Here is an 18,160-nt window from a genome sequence, read left to right as displayed (position 1 = left end):
TCCGGACTCACGGTTGGTGCTTGGTCGCGGGCAAGATCTCCGGGGCGGCGCGCCAGTCGTCGAGTCCGTACTCAACCGTTCCGTACGACAGCTTGCCACCGGTGACTTCACCCCAGTGGGCGTGATTGAGCTGGTGGATCTTGAAGCAGCCATCCAGCGCGGTGGTAAAGCCCATCGCATCGACGGTCTGGTTCACCGACTCCTTGATGAGCAGCGCCGCCATGGTGGGGACCTTGGCGATTCGTCGAGCGAATTCTATTGTGCTAGAGCCTAATTGGCTGGACGGAAACACCTTGCTGACCATCCCCAGCGCGTGCGCTTCGTCCGCGCCGATGCAGTCCCCGGTGAGCAGTAGTTCCTTCGCTTTGCGCGGGCCGAATTCCCACGGATGGCCGAAATACTCCACCCCGCACATGCCCAGCCGGGTGCCGACCACGTCGGCGAACACGGTGTCCTCACTCGCGAGGATCAGGTCGCAGCACCAGGCCAGCATCAGGCCCGCCGACAGGACTGTGCCGTGGACCTGGGCAATGGTGATCTTGCGGAGGTTGCGCCACCGCTTCGTATTTTCGAAGTAGTAGTGCCACTCCTGACGATTGCGCGACTCCACCCCGCCGAACGTCCCACCGTTGCACTGATAGGTGGGATGTTGGTCCGGGCCGGGTGAGCGTTCCCGCACATCGTCTGCGGACCCGAGGTCGTGACCCGCCGAGAAGGCGGGACCCGCCGCCCGCAGGATCACGACCCGGACCGCGTCGTCGGCCTCGGCCAGCCCGAAGGCGGCATCCAACTCGACCAGCATTCCGCGCGTCTGCGCGTTGCGTTGTTTCGGGCGATCCAGAGTGATCGCCGCGATCCGGCCGTCGTCGAGTGTCTCGTAGTCGATGAAGTCGAATTGCGGCCCGGAACTCTCCCGACGATCGACCGGACGGAGTCCGTTGACGTTCATGACCGCTCCTTACTGCGCGCCAAACCGGTGACCTGTGCGAGGTTACGCGGCACTCCGTCAGGATGTCCATAGTCAATACGCGCTAACATGAACGAAGTATCGGTAAATTCCCATGCAAATTGGCTCTTGTAAGTAACGAAGTATCTTGCTAGTACTGTGGTATACCTACTGAAGCAGGTACGCGGCTAACAAGAAACGGGAAGGTTTGCCCCATGGAGATCGGAATATTCCTGATGCCGGCCCATCCACCGGAGCAGAGCCTCTATGACGCCACCCAATGGGACCTCGACATGATCGAGCTGGCCGATCAACTCGGGTACGTCGAAGCGTGGGTCGGGGAACATTTCACCGTGCCCTGGGAGCCGATCTGCGCCCCCGACCTGCTGTTGGCGCAGGCGCTGCTGCGGACCAAGAACATCAAGCTGGCGCCCGGCGCGCATCTGCTGCCGTACCACCATCCGGTCGAATTAGCCCATCGTGTCGCCTATTTCGATCACCTCGCCCAGGGCCGGTTCATGCTGGGTGTGGGAGCCAGTGGAATCCCGGGTGACTGGGCACTCTACGACGTGGACGGAAAGAACGGCGAGCACCGCGAGATGACGCGTGAGGCGCTCGAGATCATGTTGCGCATCTGGACCGAAGACGAGCCCTGGGAGCACCGCGGAAAGTACTGGAACGCCAACGGGATCGCGCCGATGTTCGAGGGCCTGATGAAGCGTCATATCAAGCCGTTCCAGAAGCCGCACCCTCCGATCGGCGTCACCGGATTCAGCGCGGGCTCCGAGACTCTCAAGCTTGCCGGCGAGCGCGGCTACCTACCGATGAGCCTCGACCTCAACGCCGAATACGTCGCCACCCACTGGGACGCGGTGCTCGAAGGCGCGGAACGCAGCGGCCGGACTCCCGATCGCCGCGACTGGCGGTTGGTGCGTGAGGTTCTCGTCGCCGAGACCGACGAGCAGGCCTTCCGCTACGCGGTCGACGGCACGATGGGTCGCGCCATGCGCGAATACACGCTGCCCACGTTCCGCATGTTCGGCATGACCAAGTTCTACAAGCACAACCCCTCGGTGCCCGACGACGACGTAACACCGGAGTACCTGGCCGAAAACACCTTCGTGGTCGGCTCGGTCCAGACGGTGGTCGACAAGCTCGAAGCCACCTACGACCAGGTGGGCGGGTTCGGTCACCTGCTGGTGCTCGGGTTCGACTACAGCGACAACCCGGGACCGTGGAAGGAATCGCTGCGGCTGCTGGCCGAAGAAGTGATGCCCAGACTCAACGCGCGCATTGCCAAGAAGCCGGTCGCTGCGATCGTCTAACGGCTCCAGGTCGGGAGAGGGCGAACCAATGGCGGATCGCGAAGTCACCGTAGGGTATTCGGACGGAACGCATAAGACGATGCCGGTGCGGCCGGACCAGACCGTCCTGGATGCCGCCGAGGAACACGGCGTGGCCATCGTCAGCGAATGCCAAAGCGGAATCTGTGGCACCTGCGTGGCCACCTGCACCGCGGGCGAGTACGAGATGGGCCGCACCGAAGGCCTGTCCGACGTGGAGCGGGATGCGCGAAAGATCCTGACCTGTCAGACGTTTGCCACCTCCGACTGCCGGATCGAACTGCAGTATCCGGCCGACGACAACGCGGCACTGCTGGTTACCTGTGACGGCGTGGTGACCGGGGTCGATTTGTTGTCGCCCAGCACCGCGGTGCTGCGGGTGAAGGTCTCGTTGACGACCGGGGCGCTGAACTACCAGGCGGGTCAGTTCGCCCAGCTGCAGGTGCCCGGCACCAATACCTGGCGCAACTACTCCTACGCTCATCCCGCCGACGGCAGCGGTGAACTGGAATTCATCATCCGGCTGCTGCCCGACGGGGTGATGTCGAACTACCTGCGCGATCGCGCCAAGCCGGGTGACCACATCGCCCTGCGGTGCAGCAAGGGCAACTTCGGTCTGCGTCCCGTCGTCCGGCCGGTGATCCTGGTCGCCGGCGGCACGGGGTTGTCGGCGATCCTGGCGATGGCCGAGAGCCTGAGCGCCGACACCGCCCACCCCGTCTCCTTGCTCTACGGCGTGACCTCTAGCGAAGACCTGTGCAAGCTCGACGAGCTCAAGGCGCTGCGCAACCGGGTGACGGCAGTGGAGGTGCACGTCATCGTCGCGCGTCCGGACGCCGAATGGCACGGTTCGACCGGCCTGGTCACGGATCTTCTGAGCGAGGACATGCTGGCCGGTGGCGACGCCGACGTCTATCTGTGCGGTCCGGCCCCGATGGTCGAAGCCACCCGAACCTGGCTGGACAACAACGGGTTCCATCGCGTCGGGCTCTACTACGAGAAGTTCGTCCCGACCGGGGCGGCGCGGCGCCGCGGTCCGGTTCACCTCGATCAGGCCGGCATCGACATTGCCGATGTGCGCCGGCGTGGTCGCGGGACCGCGGTGGTCATCGGCGGCAGCATTGCGGGCATCGCCGCGGCGAAGGTGCTCACCGAGACTTTCGATCGGGTGATCGTGCTCGAGAAGGACGATCCGCATCGTCGCCGCGAGGGCAGACCCGGTGCCGCGCAGGGCTGGCACCTGCACCACTTGCTGACCGCCGGCCAGATCGAGTTGGAGCGGTTCTTTCCGGGCATCGTCGACGACATGGTGCGCGAGGGCGCGTTCAAGGTCGACATGGCCGCGCAATACCGAATCCGGTTGGGCGGAAGCTGGAAGAAGCCCGGCACCAGCGATATCGAAATCGTCTGTGCGGGACGGCCGTTGCTGGAGTGGTGTGTACGGCGCCGCCTTGACGACGAGCCGCGGATCGACTTCCGCTACGAGTCGGAGGTCGACGACCTCGTCTTCGACCGGGCGAACAACGCCATCATCGGGGTTGCCGTCAGCAAGGACGGCGGTTTCGAGGTGCTGCCGGCCGAATTCGTGGTCGACGCATCGGGCAAGAACACCCGCGTCCCGGAATTCCTGGATCGCATCGGCATCGGGGCACCCGAAGTCGAGCAGGACATCATCAACTGCTTCTACTCGACGATGCAGCACCGGGTTCCGCCGGACCGGCAGTGGCAGGACAAGGTCATGGTGATCTGCTACGCGTATCGCCCCTTCGAGGACACCTACGCCGCGCAGTATTACACCGACAGCTCTCGCACCATCCTGTCGACATCGCTGGTGGCATACAACTGTTACTCACCACCGCGCACCGCCCGGGAGTTCCGCGAATTCGCCAACCTGATGCCCTCTCCGGTGGTCGGAGAAAACATCGACGGACTCGAGCCGGCCTCGGCGATCTACAACTTCCGCTATCCGAACATGCTCTGGTTGCACTACGAGCGCAAGCGCCACCTGCCCCGTGCGCTGCTGGCCGTGGGCGACGCGTACACCAGCGCCGACCCGGTGTCCGGCTTGGGTATGAGTTTGGCGCTCAAGGAAGTTCGGGAGATGCAGGTGCTGCTGGGCAAATACGGCCCGGACCACCAAGATCTGCCGCGCCGCTACTACAAGAAGATCGCGAAGTTGGCCCACACGGCGTGGTTCGTGATCCGCGAACAGAACCTGCGCTTCGACTGGATGAAAGACGTCGACAAGAAGCGCCCCTTCTATTTCCGGATCCTCACCTGGTACATGGATCGCCTGATGGAATTGGTGCACGACGATCTCGACGCCTATCGCGAGTTCTTGGCGGTCGTCCACCTCGTCAAGCCCCCGCTGGCGCTGATGACGCCCGGGGTTGCCAGCCGTGTCATCGGCAAATGGGCGCGGACCAGATTGTCGGGTCAGAAGACTCTGATCGCCCGCAATTTCGAAAATCGGACGGTACCGGTCGCGGATACCGCGGAACGGCTTGTCGCCGTGGGCGGTTCCGTGCCGGGCCAAACTCTGTAGTACTCGACCAGGAAGGCGAAGATGATGTCGCAGGTTCATCGGTTTTTGGACTGTCGGGGTACGCGCATTCATGCCGTCGAAGACGGCCCCCCCAGCCCAGAGGGCCCGCTGGTTGTGCTGCTGCACGGGTTTCCGGAGTCCTGGTACTCGTGGCGCAACCAGATTCCCGCACTCGCCGCCGCGGGCTATCGCGTGGTGGCGATCGATCAGCGCGGCTATGGACGGTCGTCGAAGTACCGCGTCCAATCGGCCTACCGCATCAAGGAATTGGTCGGTGATGTGCTCGGCGTCGTCGACGCGTACGGCGCCGACAAAGCGATCGTCATCGGTCATGACTGGGGTGCGCCCGTCGCATGGACCTTCGCGTGGCTGCACCCCCAAAGGTGCGCGGGGGTGGTGGGGATCAGCGTTCCGTTCGCGGGTCGGGGCGTAATCGGCTTGCCGGGCAGCCCGTTTGGCGAGCACCGTCCCAACGACTACCACATCGAGCTCGCGGGCGAGGGCCGGATTTGGTATCAGGACTACTTCTCCGCGCAGGACGGGATCATCGCCGAAATCGAGGAGGACGTGCGCGGCTGGCTAGTGGGGCTGACGTACACGGTCTCCGGTGAGGGGATGATCGCGGCCACCAAGGCAGCGGTCGACGCGGGAGTCGACCTGGCGTCCATGGACCCGATCGACGTGATTCGCGCCGGCCCGCTGTGCATGTCCGAAGGCGCAAAGCTCAAGGACGCCTTCGTCTATCCGGAAACGATGCCGGTCTGGTTCACCGACGACGATGCCGACTTCTACGCCGGGGAGTTCGAGCGTTCCGGCTTCGGCGGACCGTTGAGCTTCTATCACAACATCGACAACGACTGGCACGACCTGGCCGATCAAGAAGGCAAACCGCTCACGCCGCCCGCATTGTTCATCGGCGGCCAGTACGACGTCGGTACCACCTGGGGCGCCGAGGCCGTCGAGCGCACGGCCGACGTGATGACGGATTGCCGCGGTATCCACATGATTGCCGATGTCGGGCACTGGATTCAGCAGGAAGCGCCGGAGGAGACCAACCGGTTATTGCTCGATTTCCTGAGCGGGCTGGGTTCATGAGAACCGCGGGGGAGCACGGATGAAGACCACCGACGTGCGGGTGCTGCGCGCGATCACGGCGATAGCTACGGGCCAACCCGTTGTCGTCAAGGGCGATTCGGACGGCGACGGCTATCTTGTGTTCGCCGCCGACGCCGCCACCCCACCGCTGCTGGCGTTCATGGTTCGCCACACCTCCGGATACGTGCGCGTCGCGCTGCCCGAATCCGAATGCGACCGGCTGAACCTCCCGCCGATGTCCCACCGGAATACCGCGATCTGCGTGTCGGTCGACGTTCGCGGGAGCGGCACGGGAATCTCGGCAACGGACCGCGCCCGCACGATCGCCGCGCTGGCGTCCGGCACCGGTGCGGCTGCCGATTTCCATCGCCCGGGACACGTGGTGCCGCTGCGGGCCGGCAGCGACGGGGTGCTGGGCCGGCACGGCCCCGCGGAAGCAGCCGTCGACCTCGCCGGCCTCGCCGGGCGCCGACCGGCGGCCGCTGTGTGCGAGATCGTCTCGCGGCGCAATCCCACGCTGATGGCGCGCGGTGCCGAGCTGACCGAATTCGCCATCGAACATGGGCTGCCGGTCGTCTCGATCGACGAGCTGGTGGCCTACCGGCGCCGGACCGAACCTCAGGTCGCCCGGCTGACCGAGACCGTCCTGCCCACCTGGGCGGGCGATTCACGCGTCATCGGCTTCCGCGGAACCGATGGCGGCGAGCATCTGGCGATGATCATCGGCTCGGCGGATGCCGGAGTCCCCGTGCCGCTGCACGTCCACGTCGAGTGCCTGACGGGGGACGTGTTCGGCTCGAAGGCGTGCCGGTGCGGCGGCGAACTCAACACCGCACTGGCCCGGATGTCGGCGCAGGGCAGCGGCGTGGTGATCTACCTGCGCCCGTGCGGGCCGCCGCGGGCCTGTGGCCTGTTCGCCCGGCGCGACGCTGCCGGTGACCCGATGCCGGAGACCGTGGCGTGGATTCTGCGCGACCTCGGGTTGTATGCCCTCCAACTCTCCGACGACATGCCAGGATTCGGCCTTGTGATGTTCGGGGCAATTCGCGAGCACGGCATAGCAACCGAAGCGCTGGCGGCCGTGGGTTGAACCATCCAGACCTGGCCGGTAAGGCCGCGATCGTCACCGGCGCCGGCGCCGGGATCGGCCTCGCGGTGGCCCAGCGACTTGCCACCGAGGGTTGTGGCGTGCTGTGCGCGGACATCAACGGAGGCGCGGCGGATGCGGCCGCGGCCGAGATCGGTCCCGGCGCAATTGGTTATCGGGTGGACGTCAGCGACGAGACGCAGGTCATCGGCATGGTCGAGGCCTGCGTCAGGGCGTTCGGCGGCGTGGACAAACTGGTCGCCAATGCCGGCGTCGTCCACATGGCATCGCTACTCGACACCACCGTGGAGGACTTCGATCGTGTCATCGCGATCAACCTGCGCGGCGCCTGGCTGTGCACGAAGCACGCGGCGCCGAGGATGGTCGAGCGGGGCGGCGGGGCGATCGTCAGCATGTCGTCGCTCGCCGGCCATATCGGCGTGGGCGGCAGCGGGGCATACGGCATGTCCAAGGCCGGCGTCAGCCATCTCAGCCGCATCACCGCCGCGGAGCTGCGTTCGTCCAACATCCGGGCCAACGCACTGTTGCCGGCATTCGTCGACACCCCGATGCAACAGATCGCGATGACGACATTCGACGAGACGCTGGGCGAAGGCGGCGCCAGCAACATGATCGCGCGCCTGCAGGGCCGGATGGCCGCACCCGAGGAGATGGCCAGCATCGTGGCATTCCTGTTGTCCGACGACGCGTCGATGATCACCGGAACCACGCAGATCGCCGACGGTGGAACCATCGCCGCACTGTGGTGAGCGGTCGCGCCTCAGGCCCGGCTGGTCAGGATTGACATCGCAATGGCGGTGAGCTCGTCGGCCACTCCGACGAATTGCGTGAGATGCCATGTGCGCGCGACGTCTTCGATAAAACTGATTGCCGCGGCAACCAGCAGTCGCCCCTCGACGGCGGTGGTCTGCGGTACCAGCCGGGTGATCTGCTCGATCCACACGGTTTCACGGTCGGCCTGATTTCTCAGGTATCCGTCGCGCACCTCGGCCGACGCGTGGGGCAGCTCGGTGATCGAAACGGCAACTAGGTCGGGGGCATCCAGGCTGATCCGGACATGCCCCTGAACCAGGCCCCGAAGACGTTGCGCGGCTTTGGAGTTGGTTCGCACAGCGCGGATGCACTCGAGGCTCCACCACTCGTCGAGCCGGCGGATGAGCGCGTCCAGGATGGCCTGCTTGGAAGAGAAGGATCGATAGAGACCCGGACCCGCGATGCCGGCCGCCTTGCTGATCTCACTGGTACTGACGGCCGGATAGCCCTGCGCACGGAACAGCCGGGCGCCCCCGGCCAGCAGGGTTTCGTACCGGGAGAACAACACATCACCGTCGTCGCGCGCCGCATCCAGCGGCGTCAACTCGGCGACGGGAGGCGTCCGCGCCGCGGCCATACACGCCTGGTAAAGGCGGTCTTTGAGTTCATCGGCCGGAAGGGTGAGATTGTGCCGCCCCAGGCCGGTCAGCGTGCTGGCCACCGCCCACGCGCGCAGCTCCGCGTGCTGCGGACTCAGGCCCGGCACCTCCAGCACGACGTTGTCGCGCATCCCGGCGACGATCGTGTTGATGCGGCGCCGGACCTCGGCGCGGTCGCCCTCGTTGAGGTAACGGGCCTCGCGCTGCCACAACACCGCCAGCGATCGCGATGCGACGGCCGCGGCGATGTGGTCCGGTAGCTCGATGCTCAGCGGTCGAGGCGTCGGCTCGGCCTCGCCGGCGGTGAGGCGGCGCGCAATTTGATACTGATCCTGGCCGGTTCGTATCGCTTCGGCGAGCAGTGCCTGTTTGTTGTCGTAGTGGCGATACAACGCGCGCGCGGTGACTCCCGCCGCCTCGGCTATGTCTTCCAACTTGACCGAGTGGAAACCCCGCTCGGTGAAGAGCCCGACGGCCTGCTCGAGAATCTGCTGCTTTCGGTCCTTCGGCCGGCGCCTGACGGGTTGAGCTAGGGCCTTGGTGGTCCCCATCGACTCGAGCCCCCTTCGTGCGCGCGAACTACCAATCCTGCCAGACGCATCGGCTACAGCTTCATTCCGCTCTGCGCCTCGAAGTCCGCCAGATCAAAGTAATCGCTGAACCGGGCGATCTTGCCGTTCTTGACCTCGAACACCCCGGTCACCGGGAGCACGACTTTCCGGCCGTCGTTCATCGTGAAGTAGTCGATACGTTCGACGAGCACCAAACCGGGCGCCGCGGCGAGTGAGAGGATGTCCAGCTTGGCATCGGCGAACGCGTCCAGAAACGCCTGGAATACCGCACGGATGCCGGCAATGCCCTCGATCGGCGCCACCGGCACGTTGTGGTAGACCGCGTCATCGGCAAAGCCGCTGCAGATGTTCTCCAGGCTGCGCGCCTGCCAGGACCCCAGAAAGTCTCGGACGAGCCTCTCGCTTGCTTCCTTGGTATCGGTCATGCGAACGGCTCCTCCTTGAGCATTTGCCGCGCTGGCGTAATTTGTATCGGATTATCAAGATACATCATTTGACATATATACGCGATAACACCGCAATTCATCGCTTCAGGCAGCGCGCAGAGCCATACTGATCATGGACATATGCCGGGCGGTTGTCGCCCCGGACGCGTATCGCCACCGTCCGCGCTTCCCCCGTTCGGGGCACCAAGACTTCCCCTTTGGGGACTAACCCTGACGTCGCCGCGGTGATTGCATTGCCGATCATGAGTTTCTTCAGCGATCCCAGCGAGATCGACAGGTACATCGGCGGCGTCTTTCGCGAGGCGGGAGAACACCCGCAGTCGGGACCCAAATTCCGGGCCGCCAACATCGTGCTGCGGGTCATCTACACCGATCCGGACTACGAACTCACCGTCGCGCTGCGCGAAGATTTCCAAGTCATCTGCGGCCCAAGCGATCTCAAGCCCGATATCACCATGACGATGCCCGCCGATGTGGCGGACCGATTCTGGCGCGGTGACTACAACCTCACCGTCGGGCTGGCCAAGGGCCAGGTCAAGGCCAAGGGCCAAATCGGCAAGCTGTTGCGGCTCATCCCGCTGACCAAGCCGCTGTTCCCGATGTACCGGGCCAAGATTGCCGACAAAGATCGCGGGGTGGCCTGAGTCCATGACCACCGTGACTGTCCCGCACCACCCGATGTTGATCGGCGGCCGGCCGGTCGACTCCGACCGGCGAATGGAGATCTTCGACCCCGGTGACGAGAGGTTGATCGCGACCGTCGCGCAAGGCGATGCGGCACATGTCGATGCGGCGGTCACGACCGCCAAGGCCGTCTTCGAGCGGGGCACCTGGTCGCGCGCGACACCGCAGGATCGCGCCGAGGTGATGCGCCGGATCGCTGCCGCGGCCAACCAGGCCAGCGATGAACTCATCGAGCTGGAGATGGCCTGCAACGGTGCCACCATCCGATTGGCGACCGGATTTCACATCGGGTACGCGCTGAGTCACTTCAGCTATTTCGCCGACCTCGCCGAGAACTACGCATGGCAACGGCCCGCACCGGTCGAGACCTTCCCCGTGCTCAGTCAAAGCGTCGTGCATCGCGAGCCGATCGGTGTCGTTGGCGCGATAACGCCGTGGAATTTCCCCCTGCTGCTGACCATTTGGAAGATAGGGCCGGCACTCGCGGCCGGCAACAGCGTCGTCGTCAAGCCCGACGAACACACCCCGCTGTCGATCCTGGAATTCGCCCGCATCGCCGAACGCAACGGCTTGCCGGAGGGCGTACTCAACGTCGTCCCGGGGGAAGGCCACGTTGCCGGGGCGCGGCTCGCCTCGCATCCCGACGTCGGCAAGATCGCGTTCACCGGCTCCACCGCGGTCGGACGCGAAATCATGCGGCTGGCATCGAGCACGGTCAAACAGGTGACCCTCGAGCTGGGCGGCAAGGGCCCGTCGATTGTTCTCGACGACGCCGACCTCGAGCTGGCCGTCGACGGAGTGCTCTACGGCTGCTTCGCCTACTCGGGTCAGATCTGCGAGTCCGGCACCCGCGCACTGGTTCCCGCCGCACTGCACGACGAGTTCGTCGAGCGCCTCGTGGGGCGCGCGAAAACGATCGTGGTCGGCCCGACCCGCGACTGGGATACCGATCTGGGTCCGGTGATCGACGCGGCGCAGCGCATTCGCATCCTGACCTACGTCGACGAGGCGCGAGCGGCCGGCGCCAGCGTCGTGCTGGGTGGAGAAGCGATCACCGGTGGATCGTTCGACAAGGGGTTCTGGGTCGCGCCGACAATTCTCACCGGCGTCTCCAACGACATGGCGATCGCGCGCGAGGAAGTCTTCGGCCCGGTGCTCGTGGTCATCCCGTATGACGACGACGAACAAGCCGTCGCGATCGCCAACGACAGCGATTACGGCCTGGCGGCCAGCATCTGGACATCGGATAACGCCAGGGGATTGGCGATGGCCGAACAGATTCGGTCCGGCAGCGTGTGGATCAACGACGCACACCAGATCAACTGCCGGCTGCCGTTCGGCGGCTACAAGCAAAGCGGGATCGGACGCGAACTGGGCCCCGACGCGCTCGATGCCTACACGGAGGTCAAAACGGTGCACCTGGACCTGTCCGGCGGACGCGAGGCCAAGCCGTACGACGTCTTGCTCGGAAACGCCGACATCGGCTGAGTGTCAACCCACTTCGGGCACACTGGCCAGGCGCACATACGCCGACGCCGCCTCCGCGCGGTTGGTCGCGTTCAGCTTGCGCAGCACCCTTTTCACGTGAGACTTGACCGTGCCCGCCGAGATCACCAACTCATCGGCGATCTGCTGATTGGTGCGGCCGGCCGCCATCAGCCGGAGGACCTCGACCTCACGGCGCGTCAGCATCGTCATCACCCGCGTCTGCACCTCGGCCAATGACCGTGCGGCGGGGCTGCGTTCGACCGGCTCGATCTTGCGCAGGTCCAGGTCCGCGTCCTGCAGCGCGCGAGCCGCCTGGTCCGCGGACGCCAATGCCCGCTGGACCTCGTCGTGCTGGCGGCGCATTCGCTCCAGCAAGACCGTGCGTTCGTAGGCGTAGCCGAAACCCTCGGCGAATGCCCATACCGTGTCGCGATCGATCTCGTCGACAATGCGGCCCGAGTAAAGCCGGTCGGCGTGCAGGAACCCAATCACCTTGCCCGTCGGCATGATCGGAGCCGCGCAGTACGAATGCGTCAGCGAGAAATCGATGATCGGCCGGTTGACCCGCGGGTCGTTGCGGGCGTCGCGCACGATCGCGGGCGCGTGGCGACGGATCATCTGCGTTTCGATCAGCATGTGATCCAGCAGGGGTGCGACGGACTGCGCGAAGGCGACCATCTTCTCGGCGCCCTCGGTGTCCTCACCGAAATACGCTGATTCCATGACCATTCGGCCCTCGTGCACACGAAAGAGCACGGCACGGTCGAATCCACACGATTCCACCATCTCGCGTGGCGCCCGATCGACGATCGTCGCGACATCGTCGACGGCACGTAGCTTGCTCAAGCCTTCCTGCACGGCCAGCAATGCGAAGGTGCGCCGCTTGGCACCGTCCTCGATCAGCTCCCTCTCCAGCGAGCACAGGTCCAGCAACCCGTCGAGTGCGTTGAGCGCGTGCTCATCCCCGTGCGGTTCCAACGCATTACGTACGATCGCCGCCTTGGTGTCGATGGCCTCGGCCACCACCGCCAACGGGTCGTCGGTGGGATCGACGTCGCATTCTTGAAATGCCTCGCGGTAGCGGCGCGCGGCCTCCGATTCCCGGGCCGGACGCGACGCCCAACCGGGATGGTTACCGTCGGCGAGCGCGTTGGGCGCGGGGGGATCGGACATTCCGGAAATGACATCGTCGACGTTGACACCAATCACGATGCTCACTTTCCTCTGGGCAGCGCCGTGGCAGGGCGGAAATCAGAAATTCACCTCGTAAGGGGGCAGGAGTCCCCCCCAACGGGGGATCGATTTGCCGCCGCGCGTGACAGAGGCTGATCGCATGTCCTCAGCATCCGTTTCGGAATCGGTTTCAGCCATCGAATTGCTTCCCACACCAGTTGGCGTCGCCAATCCGTATCCGCTGTATGAACAGCTGAGAAAGCTCTCACCCGTTGCGGGGTATCGGGATTGGCCGCCGGGAACCATTCCCGGTGCCGACGAGCCCGTGACCGCGTGGGCGCTCTTCCGCTACGACCAGGTCTTCGAGGCCGCCAAGGACAGCACCACCTTCTCGTCGCGCGATCCCCTGCAGGAGGCCTCGTCGGCCCCGAGCCTGATGCTGGTCAATACCGACCCGCCCAAGCACGAGGTGGAACGAAAGCTGGTCAGCCAGGCGTTCTCGCCGCGCCGCGTCAAGAAACTCGAGGGTTGGCTGGGCGAGCTGATCCCGCAGCTGCTCGCGTCACTCGATGACGGCGGCGATCCGACCGTGGAGGTGATGGAATTCGCCGCCGAGGTTCCGACCCGGGCCATGGTGCGCCTGCTGGGATTGCCAGACGGCGATCATGTCCGGTTTCGGCGGTGGGCCAACGCCTTCATGCTCTCGTCATCGCTGACCCCCGAAGAACGCATCGCCAGCAATGAGGAGATGGTGACGACGTTCGCCACCCGGCTCGCCGAGCACACCGCCCGGCTGGCGGAGCGGGAGAGCGGTGACGACAGCGAAGGAGTGGAGGACGCCGAGGACCTGATTTCGGCGCTGCTGCGCGCCGAGGTGGACGGGCAGCGGCTGACGCCGGAGGAAATCGTGCGGTTCTGCGTCACCCTCGTGGTGGCCGGCAGCGAGACCACGACCTTTCTGATTGGCAACCTGCTGCACGCACTGGCGCGCGAGCCCGAGGTCCAGGCACGCCTGCGCGCCGACCGCACCCTGCTGAATCCCTTTGTCGAGGAGACACTTCGGCTCGACGGGCCGCCGCAACGCCTGTTCCGCATCGCGACCCGCGACGTCGAGATCGACGGCAAGCTGATCCGCAAGGGGGAGTGGGTGGCGTTGTTCTTCGGTTCGGCCAACCGGGATCCCGCGGTGTTTGCGAATCCGGATCGACTCGACATCGATCGGCCGAACATCCGCCAGCAGCTTTCGCTCGGTCACGGACTGCACTTCTGCCTCGGCGCATCACTGGCCCGGCTGGAGGTCATGGCGGTACTCAACGCCGTACTGGATCGCTACCAGACGATCGCCCTGACCGACGATCCCGGCACCAAGCAGACCGCCAGCCTGCTGACGCATGCCTATGTCCGTCTGCCCCTTCACCTTTCATGACAACCACCATCGAGTCGCGCAATATCGAGGCGACCAAAGCCATCTACATCGCGGTGCCGGCCGGCGACCTCGAGACCGCGCTGCGTCACCTCGATCCCGAGGTGCGAATCACCTACTACGGCACCGAAAAGATCCCGTATGCTGGCGATTACCGCGGCATCGACGAAGCGACGATGTTCTTCGCCACGGTCGGGCAGCACATCGAGATCGTCGAGATGGAGGCGTGGAAGTTCATCGCCCAGGGCGACGAACTCGCCACCTGGGGCCGTCAACGTTTCCGGCGCCCGGCCACCGGACACGAATGGGAATCCGAGTTCGCGCACATCATTACGTTGCGCGACGGTCGGTGGCTGCACTTCCGCGACTTCATGAATTCGGCGCTGACCCTGCAGGCCTTCTCATGAAAATCGCCGCGGACCGCGAGATCTGCATGTCCGCCGGAATGTGCGTGATGACCGCCGGCGAATTCTTCGACCAGGACGACGACGGCGTCGTGCTGCTGGCCGCCGACGAGGTCCCGAACGCGGCCCAATCCGACGTCGCGCGCAGGGTGCATAACGCGGTCAAACTGTGCCCGTCGGGGGCGCTGCAGTTGGTTCCGGAGTGACCGGATGAGGCTCGGCCCGGCCAACGCGAAACGGCCCGGAGGCGGGCCCGCAAAAAACCCCCGGGACGGCCGCGCACGCGGCGACTCGCCCGACGCAACGACGGTACTATCTAGATACATCATCACACATAAGTGCTGTTTTGCTTCGTCCTTTGCGAACGAGTCATCCGAAATTATGCGTATTGGCTATGGACATCATGGCCGCGTGCCGCGTACCCTCGCGGATGTCACTCGTCCACTTCGACCTGTCCGGGGGGCAACGTGAGCAACTCCACCCGACGACACGGCGTCGAATCCAGGCGGTGCCCGGCGCGATGGTGATGGTGGTCGATCAGGCGGCGAAGCCGGTCCGCGCGATGGGCGATTTCTTCGTGATGTCGGCGGAGACCTTCGTGTCCATCTTCAGGCCACCGTTCGCGTGGCGGGAATACCTGCTGCAGTGCTGGTTTGTCGCCCGGGTGTCCACACTGCCGGGGGTATTGATGACGATCCCCTGGGCGGTGATTTCGGGCTTCTTGTTCAATGTCCTGCTCACCGACATCGGCGCGGCGGACTTCTCGGGCACCGGTTGCGCGATCTTCACCGTGGACCAAAGTGCCCCGATTGTCACGGTATTGGTCGTAGCGGGCGCGGGCGCCACCGCGATGTGTGCCGACCTGGGTGCGCGCACCATCCGGGAGGAACTCGACGCGCTACGGGTGATGGGCATCAACCCGATTCAGGCGCTGGCGGTTCCGCGCGTGCTGGCCGCGACGACGGTCTCCCTCGCCCTGAGTTCGGTGGTGACCGCGACAGGCTTGATCGGCGCGTTCTTCTGCTCGGTCTTTCTGATGCACGTCTCGGCGGGCGCATGGGTGGCGGGCCTGACCACCCTCACCCACACGATCGACGTGATCATTTCGATGATCAAGGCAACGCTGTTCGGGCTGATGGCGGGCCTGATCGCCTGCTACAAGGGGATGTCGGTGGGCGGTGGCCCGGCCGGCGTCGGCAGGGCGGTCAACGAGACGGTGGTGTTTGCCTTCATCGTCTTGTTCGTCATCAACATCATCGTCACCGCCATCGGCATGCCGTTCATGGTGTCGTGAGGTGAACCGATGACGGTTGGTGTTCCGAGCGGCCCACGACAGGTCCAACGCTTGACGGATTCGGTTGTGGGCGAGTGGAATCGGATGGGCTCACAGGTACGGTTCTATGCCAGCGCCGTCGCGGGGATTCCCGACGCGGTCATGCACTACCGCGGCGAGCTGCTGCGGGTCATCGCGCAAATGGGTTTGGGCGTCGGGACTCTCGCGGTGATCGGCGGAACGGTCGTCATCGTCGGATTCTTGGCGATGACCACCGGCGCGATCGTTGCGGTACAGGGCTACAACCAGTTCGCCTCGGTGGGCGTGGAAGCCCTCACCGGCTTCGCGTCGGCGTTCTTCAACACCCGCGAGATTCAGCCGGGTACCGTCATGGTCGCGCTGGCCGCCACCGTCGGCGCCGGCGCCACCGCCCAGCTGGGGGCGATGCGGATCAACGAGGAAATCGACGCGCTCGAGGTGATCGGTATCCGCAGCGTCAGCTACCTGGCCAGCACCCGAGTGCTGGCGGGCGTGGTCGTGGCGATCCCGCTATTTTGCGTGGGGCTCATGACGGCCTACCTCGCCGCCCGCATCGGGACCACGGCTGTGTACGGGCAGGGCTCCGGTGTGTACGACCACTACTTCAATACGTTCCTGCGCCCGACCGATGTGCTCTGGTCGTCGTTCGAGGTCGTCGTGGTCTCGCTGATGATCATGCTGGTGTGTACCTACTACGGGTATACCGCGCACGGCGGGCCCGCCGGGGTCGGGGAGGCCGTCGGCCGGGCCGTGCGTGCCTCGATGGTCCTCGCGTCGATCGCGATCGTCATCATGACGCTGGCCATCTACGGCCAGTCCCCGAACTTCCACCTGGCGAGCTAGCGGCATGAGTCGCGGGCCAACCAAACACCGTCTGCACGACGCGTGGTGGACGCTGATCCTGCTGGGGGCGATCGGTGTGGTGGTCCTCGTGACGGCGATGTCGTTCAACGGCACGCTGCGGTCCTTCGTGCCGGTGACGCTGACCGCGGACCGGTCGGGACTGGTGATGGACACCGGCGCCAAGGTGATGATGCGCGGCGTACAAGTGGGCCGGGTCAACCAGATCGGCGACGACAAAACCGGGACCAGCCTGAAGCTGGAGATCGATCCCGATCAAATCCGTTATATCCCGGCCAATGTCGAGGCACAGATCAGCGCCACCACCGCGTTCGGCGCCAAGTTCGTCGACCTGGTGATACCGCAGAACCCAAGCCGGGCGCGATTGTCGGCCGGAGCAGTCCTGCATTCGAAGAATGTCAGCACGGAGATCAACACCGTATTCGAAAACGTCGTGGACCTGCTCAACATGATCGATCCGCTCAAACTGAACGCGGTGCTGACCGCGGTAGCCGATGCCGTACGCGGCCAAGGCGAGCGGATAGGCAAAACCACCACCGACCTCAACCAGGTGCTGACGGCACTCAACGAGCGCAGCGAGACCATCCGTCAGGACTGGAGATCCCTGAAGATCTTCGGCGACACCTATGATGCTGCCGCCCAAGACATTCTGACAATCCTGAACGCCGCCAGCACGACCAGCACGACCGTCGTGAATCACGCAAATCAACTGGATAGCCTGCTGCTCAACGTCATTGGCGTGTCCAATTCCGGCGCCAACCTGCTTGGGTACAGCAGGGACAATCTCGTCGCATCGGTCAACATCCTCGAGCCGACCACGAACCTGCTGTTCAAATACAACCCCGAGTACACCTGCTTCCTGCAGGGCACCAAGTGGTATCTCGACAACGGTGGGTATTCGGCGTGGGGCGGTGCCGACGGTCGCACGCTGCAACTCGACGTGGCGTTGCTGCTGGGCAACGACCCCTACGTGTTTCCCGACAACGTGCCGCTCGTCGCGGCGAAGGGCGGCCCCGGCGGCAAGCCGGGCTGTGGATCACTGCCGGATGCCAGCAAGAACTTCCCGGTGCGCGAGCTCGTCACCAACACCGGATGGGGGACCGGGCTGGATATCAGGCCGAATCCCGGCCTCGGGCATCCCTGTTGGGCGGACTACCTCCCGGTGACCCGTGCCGTGCCGCAACCACCCTCAATCCGCCAGTGCATTCCCGGGCCGGCCGTCGGGCCCAACCCGGGGGGCCCGCCATACGGGGCGGCGCTGTACGGACCCGGCGGAGTACCGCTCTGGCCGGGAGTGCCGCCGGCCCCACCGCCCGGCCCCGCCCCGCCACCGTGATCCCACCCGAAC

17 protein-coding genes are annotated in these 18,160 nt (G+C 65.1%); 13 read left to right on the top strand and 4 right to left on the bottom strand.

Annotated elements, in window-relative coordinates; all coding sequences use genetic code 11:
- Positions 1-7 precede the first annotated feature (7 nt).
- Positions 8-949, bottom strand: coding sequence for an enoyl-CoA hydratase (locus tag G6N55_RS02395; RefSeq protein ID WP_085220195.1), 942 nt, complete (start codon positions 947-949; stop codon positions 8-10).
- Positions 950-1,161: 212 nt separating this feature from the next.
- Here G6N55_RS02395 and G6N55_RS02390 point away from each other — a divergent pair, with 212 nt between their 5' ends.
- Genes G6N55_RS02390 through G6N55_RS02370 form a run of 5 tightly spaced genes read left to right on the top strand, consistent with a single transcriptional unit; the run spans position 1,162 to position 7,786 of the window.
- Positions 1,162-2,271, top strand: coding sequence for an LLM class flavin-dependent oxidoreductase (locus tag G6N55_RS02390; protein WP_085220196.1), 1,110 nt, complete (start codon positions 1,162-1,164; stop codon positions 2,269-2,271).
- 28 nt (positions 2,272-2,299) lie between these two features.
- Complete coding sequence (locus tag G6N55_RS02385) at positions 2,300-4,834, top strand: FAD-binding oxidoreductase (RefSeq protein ID WP_085220197.1); 2,535 nt, start codon at positions 2,300-2,302, stop codon at positions 4,832-4,834.
- 24 nt (positions 4,835-4,858) lie between these two features.
- On the top strand, positions 4,859-5,929 hold the full coding sequence (locus tag G6N55_RS02380) for an alpha/beta fold hydrolase (RefSeq protein ID WP_085220556.1): 1,071 nt from the start codon (positions 4,859-4,861) through the stop codon (positions 5,927-5,929).
- 19 nt (positions 5,930-5,948) lie between these two features.
- The gene (locus G6N55_RS02375; protein ID WP_085220198.1) at positions 5,949-7,019 is read left to right on the top strand and encodes a 3,4-dihydroxy-2-butanone-4-phosphate synthase; all 1,071 of its coding nucleotides are present in this window, start codon (positions 5,949-5,951) and stop codon (positions 7,017-7,019) included.
- Positions 7,016-7,786: an SDR family oxidoreductase gene (locus tag G6N55_RS02370; RefSeq protein WP_085220199.1), complete on the top strand. Its 771-nt coding sequence runs from the start codon at positions 7,016-7,018 to the stop codon at positions 7,784-7,786. Before G6N55_RS02375 ends, G6N55_RS02370 begins: the two co-directional genes overlap by 4 nt.
- 11 nt (positions 7,787-7,797) lie before the next feature.
- Here the strand turns inward: G6N55_RS02370 and G6N55_RS02365 are convergent, their stop codons facing one another.
- Together G6N55_RS02365 and G6N55_RS02360 are read right to left on the bottom strand one after the other, a co-directional pair.
- Positions 7,798-9,000, bottom strand: coding sequence for a TetR/AcrR family transcriptional regulator (locus G6N55_RS02365; protein ID WP_085220200.1), 1,203 nt, complete (start codon positions 8,998-9,000; stop codon positions 7,798-7,800).
- Positions 9,001-9,053: 53 nt separating this feature from the next.
- A complete protein-coding gene (locus G6N55_RS02360) occupies positions 9,054-9,446 on the bottom strand; it encodes a limonene-1,2-epoxide hydrolase family protein (protein ID WP_085220201.1) in 393 nt (130 codons plus the stop codon).
- A gap of 263 nt (positions 9,447-9,709) precedes the next feature.
- Between G6N55_RS02360 and G6N55_RS02355 the strand changes: the two genes are divergently transcribed.
- Together G6N55_RS02355 and G6N55_RS02350 are read left to right on the top strand one after the other, a co-directional pair.
- Positions 9,710-10,111, top strand: coding sequence for an SCP2 sterol-binding domain-containing protein (locus tag G6N55_RS02355; protein WP_085220557.1), 402 nt, complete (start codon positions 9,710-9,712; stop codon positions 10,109-10,111).
- Between the two features lie 4 nt (positions 10,112-10,115).
- Positions 10,116-11,639, top strand: a complete 1,524-nt coding sequence (locus G6N55_RS02350) for an aldehyde dehydrogenase family protein (protein ID WP_085220202.1) — start codon at positions 10,116-10,118, stop codon at positions 11,637-11,639.
- Positions 11,640-11,642: 3 nt separating this feature from the next.
- On the opposite strand, the gene G6N55_RS02345 is transcribed toward G6N55_RS02350, so the two are convergent.
- Positions 11,643-12,812 (bottom strand): LuxR C-terminal-related transcriptional regulator, encoded by a 1,170-nt coding sequence (locus tag G6N55_RS02345; protein ID WP_085220558.1) that lies wholly within the window; start codon positions 12,810-12,812, stop codon positions 11,643-11,645.
- A gap of 160 nt (positions 12,813-12,972) precedes the next feature.
- Between G6N55_RS02345 and G6N55_RS02340 the strand changes: the two genes are divergently transcribed.
- The 6 genes from G6N55_RS02340 (at position 12,973) to G6N55_RS02315 (ending at position 18,148) form a co-directional block, all read left to right on the top strand.
- Positions 12,973-14,238 carry a cytochrome P450 gene (locus G6N55_RS02340; protein WP_085220203.1) on the top strand — a complete coding sequence of 422 codons (1,266 nt, stop codon included), beginning with the start codon at positions 12,973-12,975 and terminating at the stop codon, positions 14,236-14,238.
- Complete coding sequence (locus tag G6N55_RS02335) at positions 14,235-14,642, top strand: nuclear transport factor 2 family protein (RefSeq protein ID WP_085220204.1); 408 nt, start codon at positions 14,235-14,237, stop codon at positions 14,640-14,642. The genes G6N55_RS02340 and G6N55_RS02335 overlap by 4 nt, the downstream gene beginning before the upstream one ends.
- The gene (locus tag G6N55_RS02330; protein ID WP_085220205.1) at positions 14,639-14,845 is read left to right on the top strand and encodes a ferredoxin; all 207 of its coding nucleotides are present in this window, start codon (positions 14,639-14,641) and stop codon (positions 14,843-14,845) included. Before G6N55_RS02335 ends, G6N55_RS02330 begins: the two co-directional genes overlap by 4 nt.
- Before the next feature lie 314 nt (positions 14,846-15,159).
- Positions 15,160-15,933, top strand: coding sequence for an MlaE family ABC transporter permease (locus G6N55_RS02325; RefSeq protein ID WP_085220559.1), 774 nt, complete (start codon positions 15,160-15,162; stop codon positions 15,931-15,933).
- 9 nt (positions 15,934-15,942) lie between these two features.
- Complete coding sequence (locus G6N55_RS02320; RefSeq protein ID WP_085220206.1) at positions 15,943-16,794, top strand: ABC transporter permease; 852 nt, start codon at positions 15,943-15,945, stop codon at positions 16,792-16,794.
- 4 nt (positions 16,795-16,798) lie between these two features.
- Positions 16,799-18,148, top strand: a complete 1,350-nt coding sequence (locus tag G6N55_RS02315) for an MCE family protein (protein ID WP_085220207.1) — start codon at positions 16,799-16,801, stop codon at positions 18,146-18,148.
- Positions 18,149-18,160 lie beyond the last annotated feature (12 nt).

The sequence above is a fragment of the Mycobacterium florentinum genome, from assembly GCF_010730355.1.
GTDB lineage: Bacteria > Actinomycetota > Actinomycetes > Mycobacteriales > Mycobacteriaceae > Mycobacterium > Mycobacterium florentinum.
This window is presented reverse-complemented; position numbering and strand designations above follow the sequence as displayed.

What these genes read in the sequence shown, in the direction of transcription:
- G6N55_RS02390 (WP_085220196.1), top strand. Translation starts at nt 1,162, where the DNA reads ATGGAGATCGGAATATTCCTGATGCCGGCCCATCCACCGGAGCAGAGC.
- G6N55_RS02340 (WP_085220203.1), top strand. Translation starts at nt 12,973, where the DNA reads ATGTCCTCAGCATCCGTTTCGGAATCGGTTTCAGCCATCGAATTGCTT.
- G6N55_RS02380 (WP_085220556.1), top strand. Translation starts at nt 4,859, where the DNA reads ATGTCGCAGGTTCATCGGTTTTTGGACTGTCGGGGTACGCGCATTCAT.
- G6N55_RS02315 (WP_085220207.1), top strand. Translation starts at nt 16,799, where the DNA reads ATGAGTCGCGGGCCAACCAAACACCGTCTGCACGACGCGTGGTGGACG.
- G6N55_RS02365 (WP_085220200.1), bottom strand. Translation starts at nt 9,000, where the DNA reads ATGGGGACCACCAAGGCCCTAGCTCAACCCGTCAGGCGCCGGCCGAAG.
- G6N55_RS02375 (WP_085220198.1), top strand. Translation starts at nt 5,949, where the DNA reads ATGAAGACCACCGACGTGCGGGTGCTGCGCGCGATCACGGCGATAGCT.
- G6N55_RS02335 (WP_085220204.1), top strand. Translation starts at nt 14,235, where the DNA reads ATGACAACCACCATCGAGTCGCGCAATATCGAGGCGACCAAAGCCATC.
- G6N55_RS02350 (WP_085220202.1), top strand. Translation starts at nt 10,116, where the DNA reads ATGACCACCGTGACTGTCCCGCACCACCCGATGTTGATCGGCGGCCGG.
- G6N55_RS02325 (WP_085220559.1), top strand. Translation starts at nt 15,160, where the DNA reads ATGGTGATGGTGGTCGATCAGGCGGCGAAGCCGGTCCGCGCGATGGGC.
- G6N55_RS02360 (WP_085220201.1), bottom strand. Translation starts at nt 9,446, where the DNA reads ATGACCGATACCAAGGAAGCAAGCGAGAGGCTCGTCCGAGACTTTCTG.
- G6N55_RS02385 (WP_085220197.1), top strand. Translation starts at nt 2,300, where the DNA reads ATGGCGGATCGCGAAGTCACCGTAGGGTATTCGGACGGAACGCATAAG.
- G6N55_RS02330 (WP_085220205.1), top strand. Translation starts at nt 14,639, where the DNA reads ATGAAAATCGCCGCGGACCGCGAGATCTGCATGTCCGCCGGAATGTGC.
- G6N55_RS02355 (WP_085220557.1), top strand. Translation starts at nt 9,710, where the DNA reads ATGAGTTTCTTCAGCGATCCCAGCGAGATCGACAGGTACATCGGCGGC.
- G6N55_RS02395 (WP_085220195.1), bottom strand. Translation starts at nt 949, where the DNA reads ATGAACGTCAACGGACTCCGTCCGGTCGATCGTCGGGAGAGTTCCGGG.
- G6N55_RS02345 (WP_085220558.1), bottom strand. Translation starts at nt 12,812, where the DNA reads ATGTCCGATCCCCCCGCGCCCAACGCGCTCGCCGACGGTAACCATCCC.
- G6N55_RS02320 (WP_085220206.1), top strand. Translation starts at nt 15,943, where the DNA reads ATGACGGTTGGTGTTCCGAGCGGCCCACGACAGGTCCAACGCTTGACG.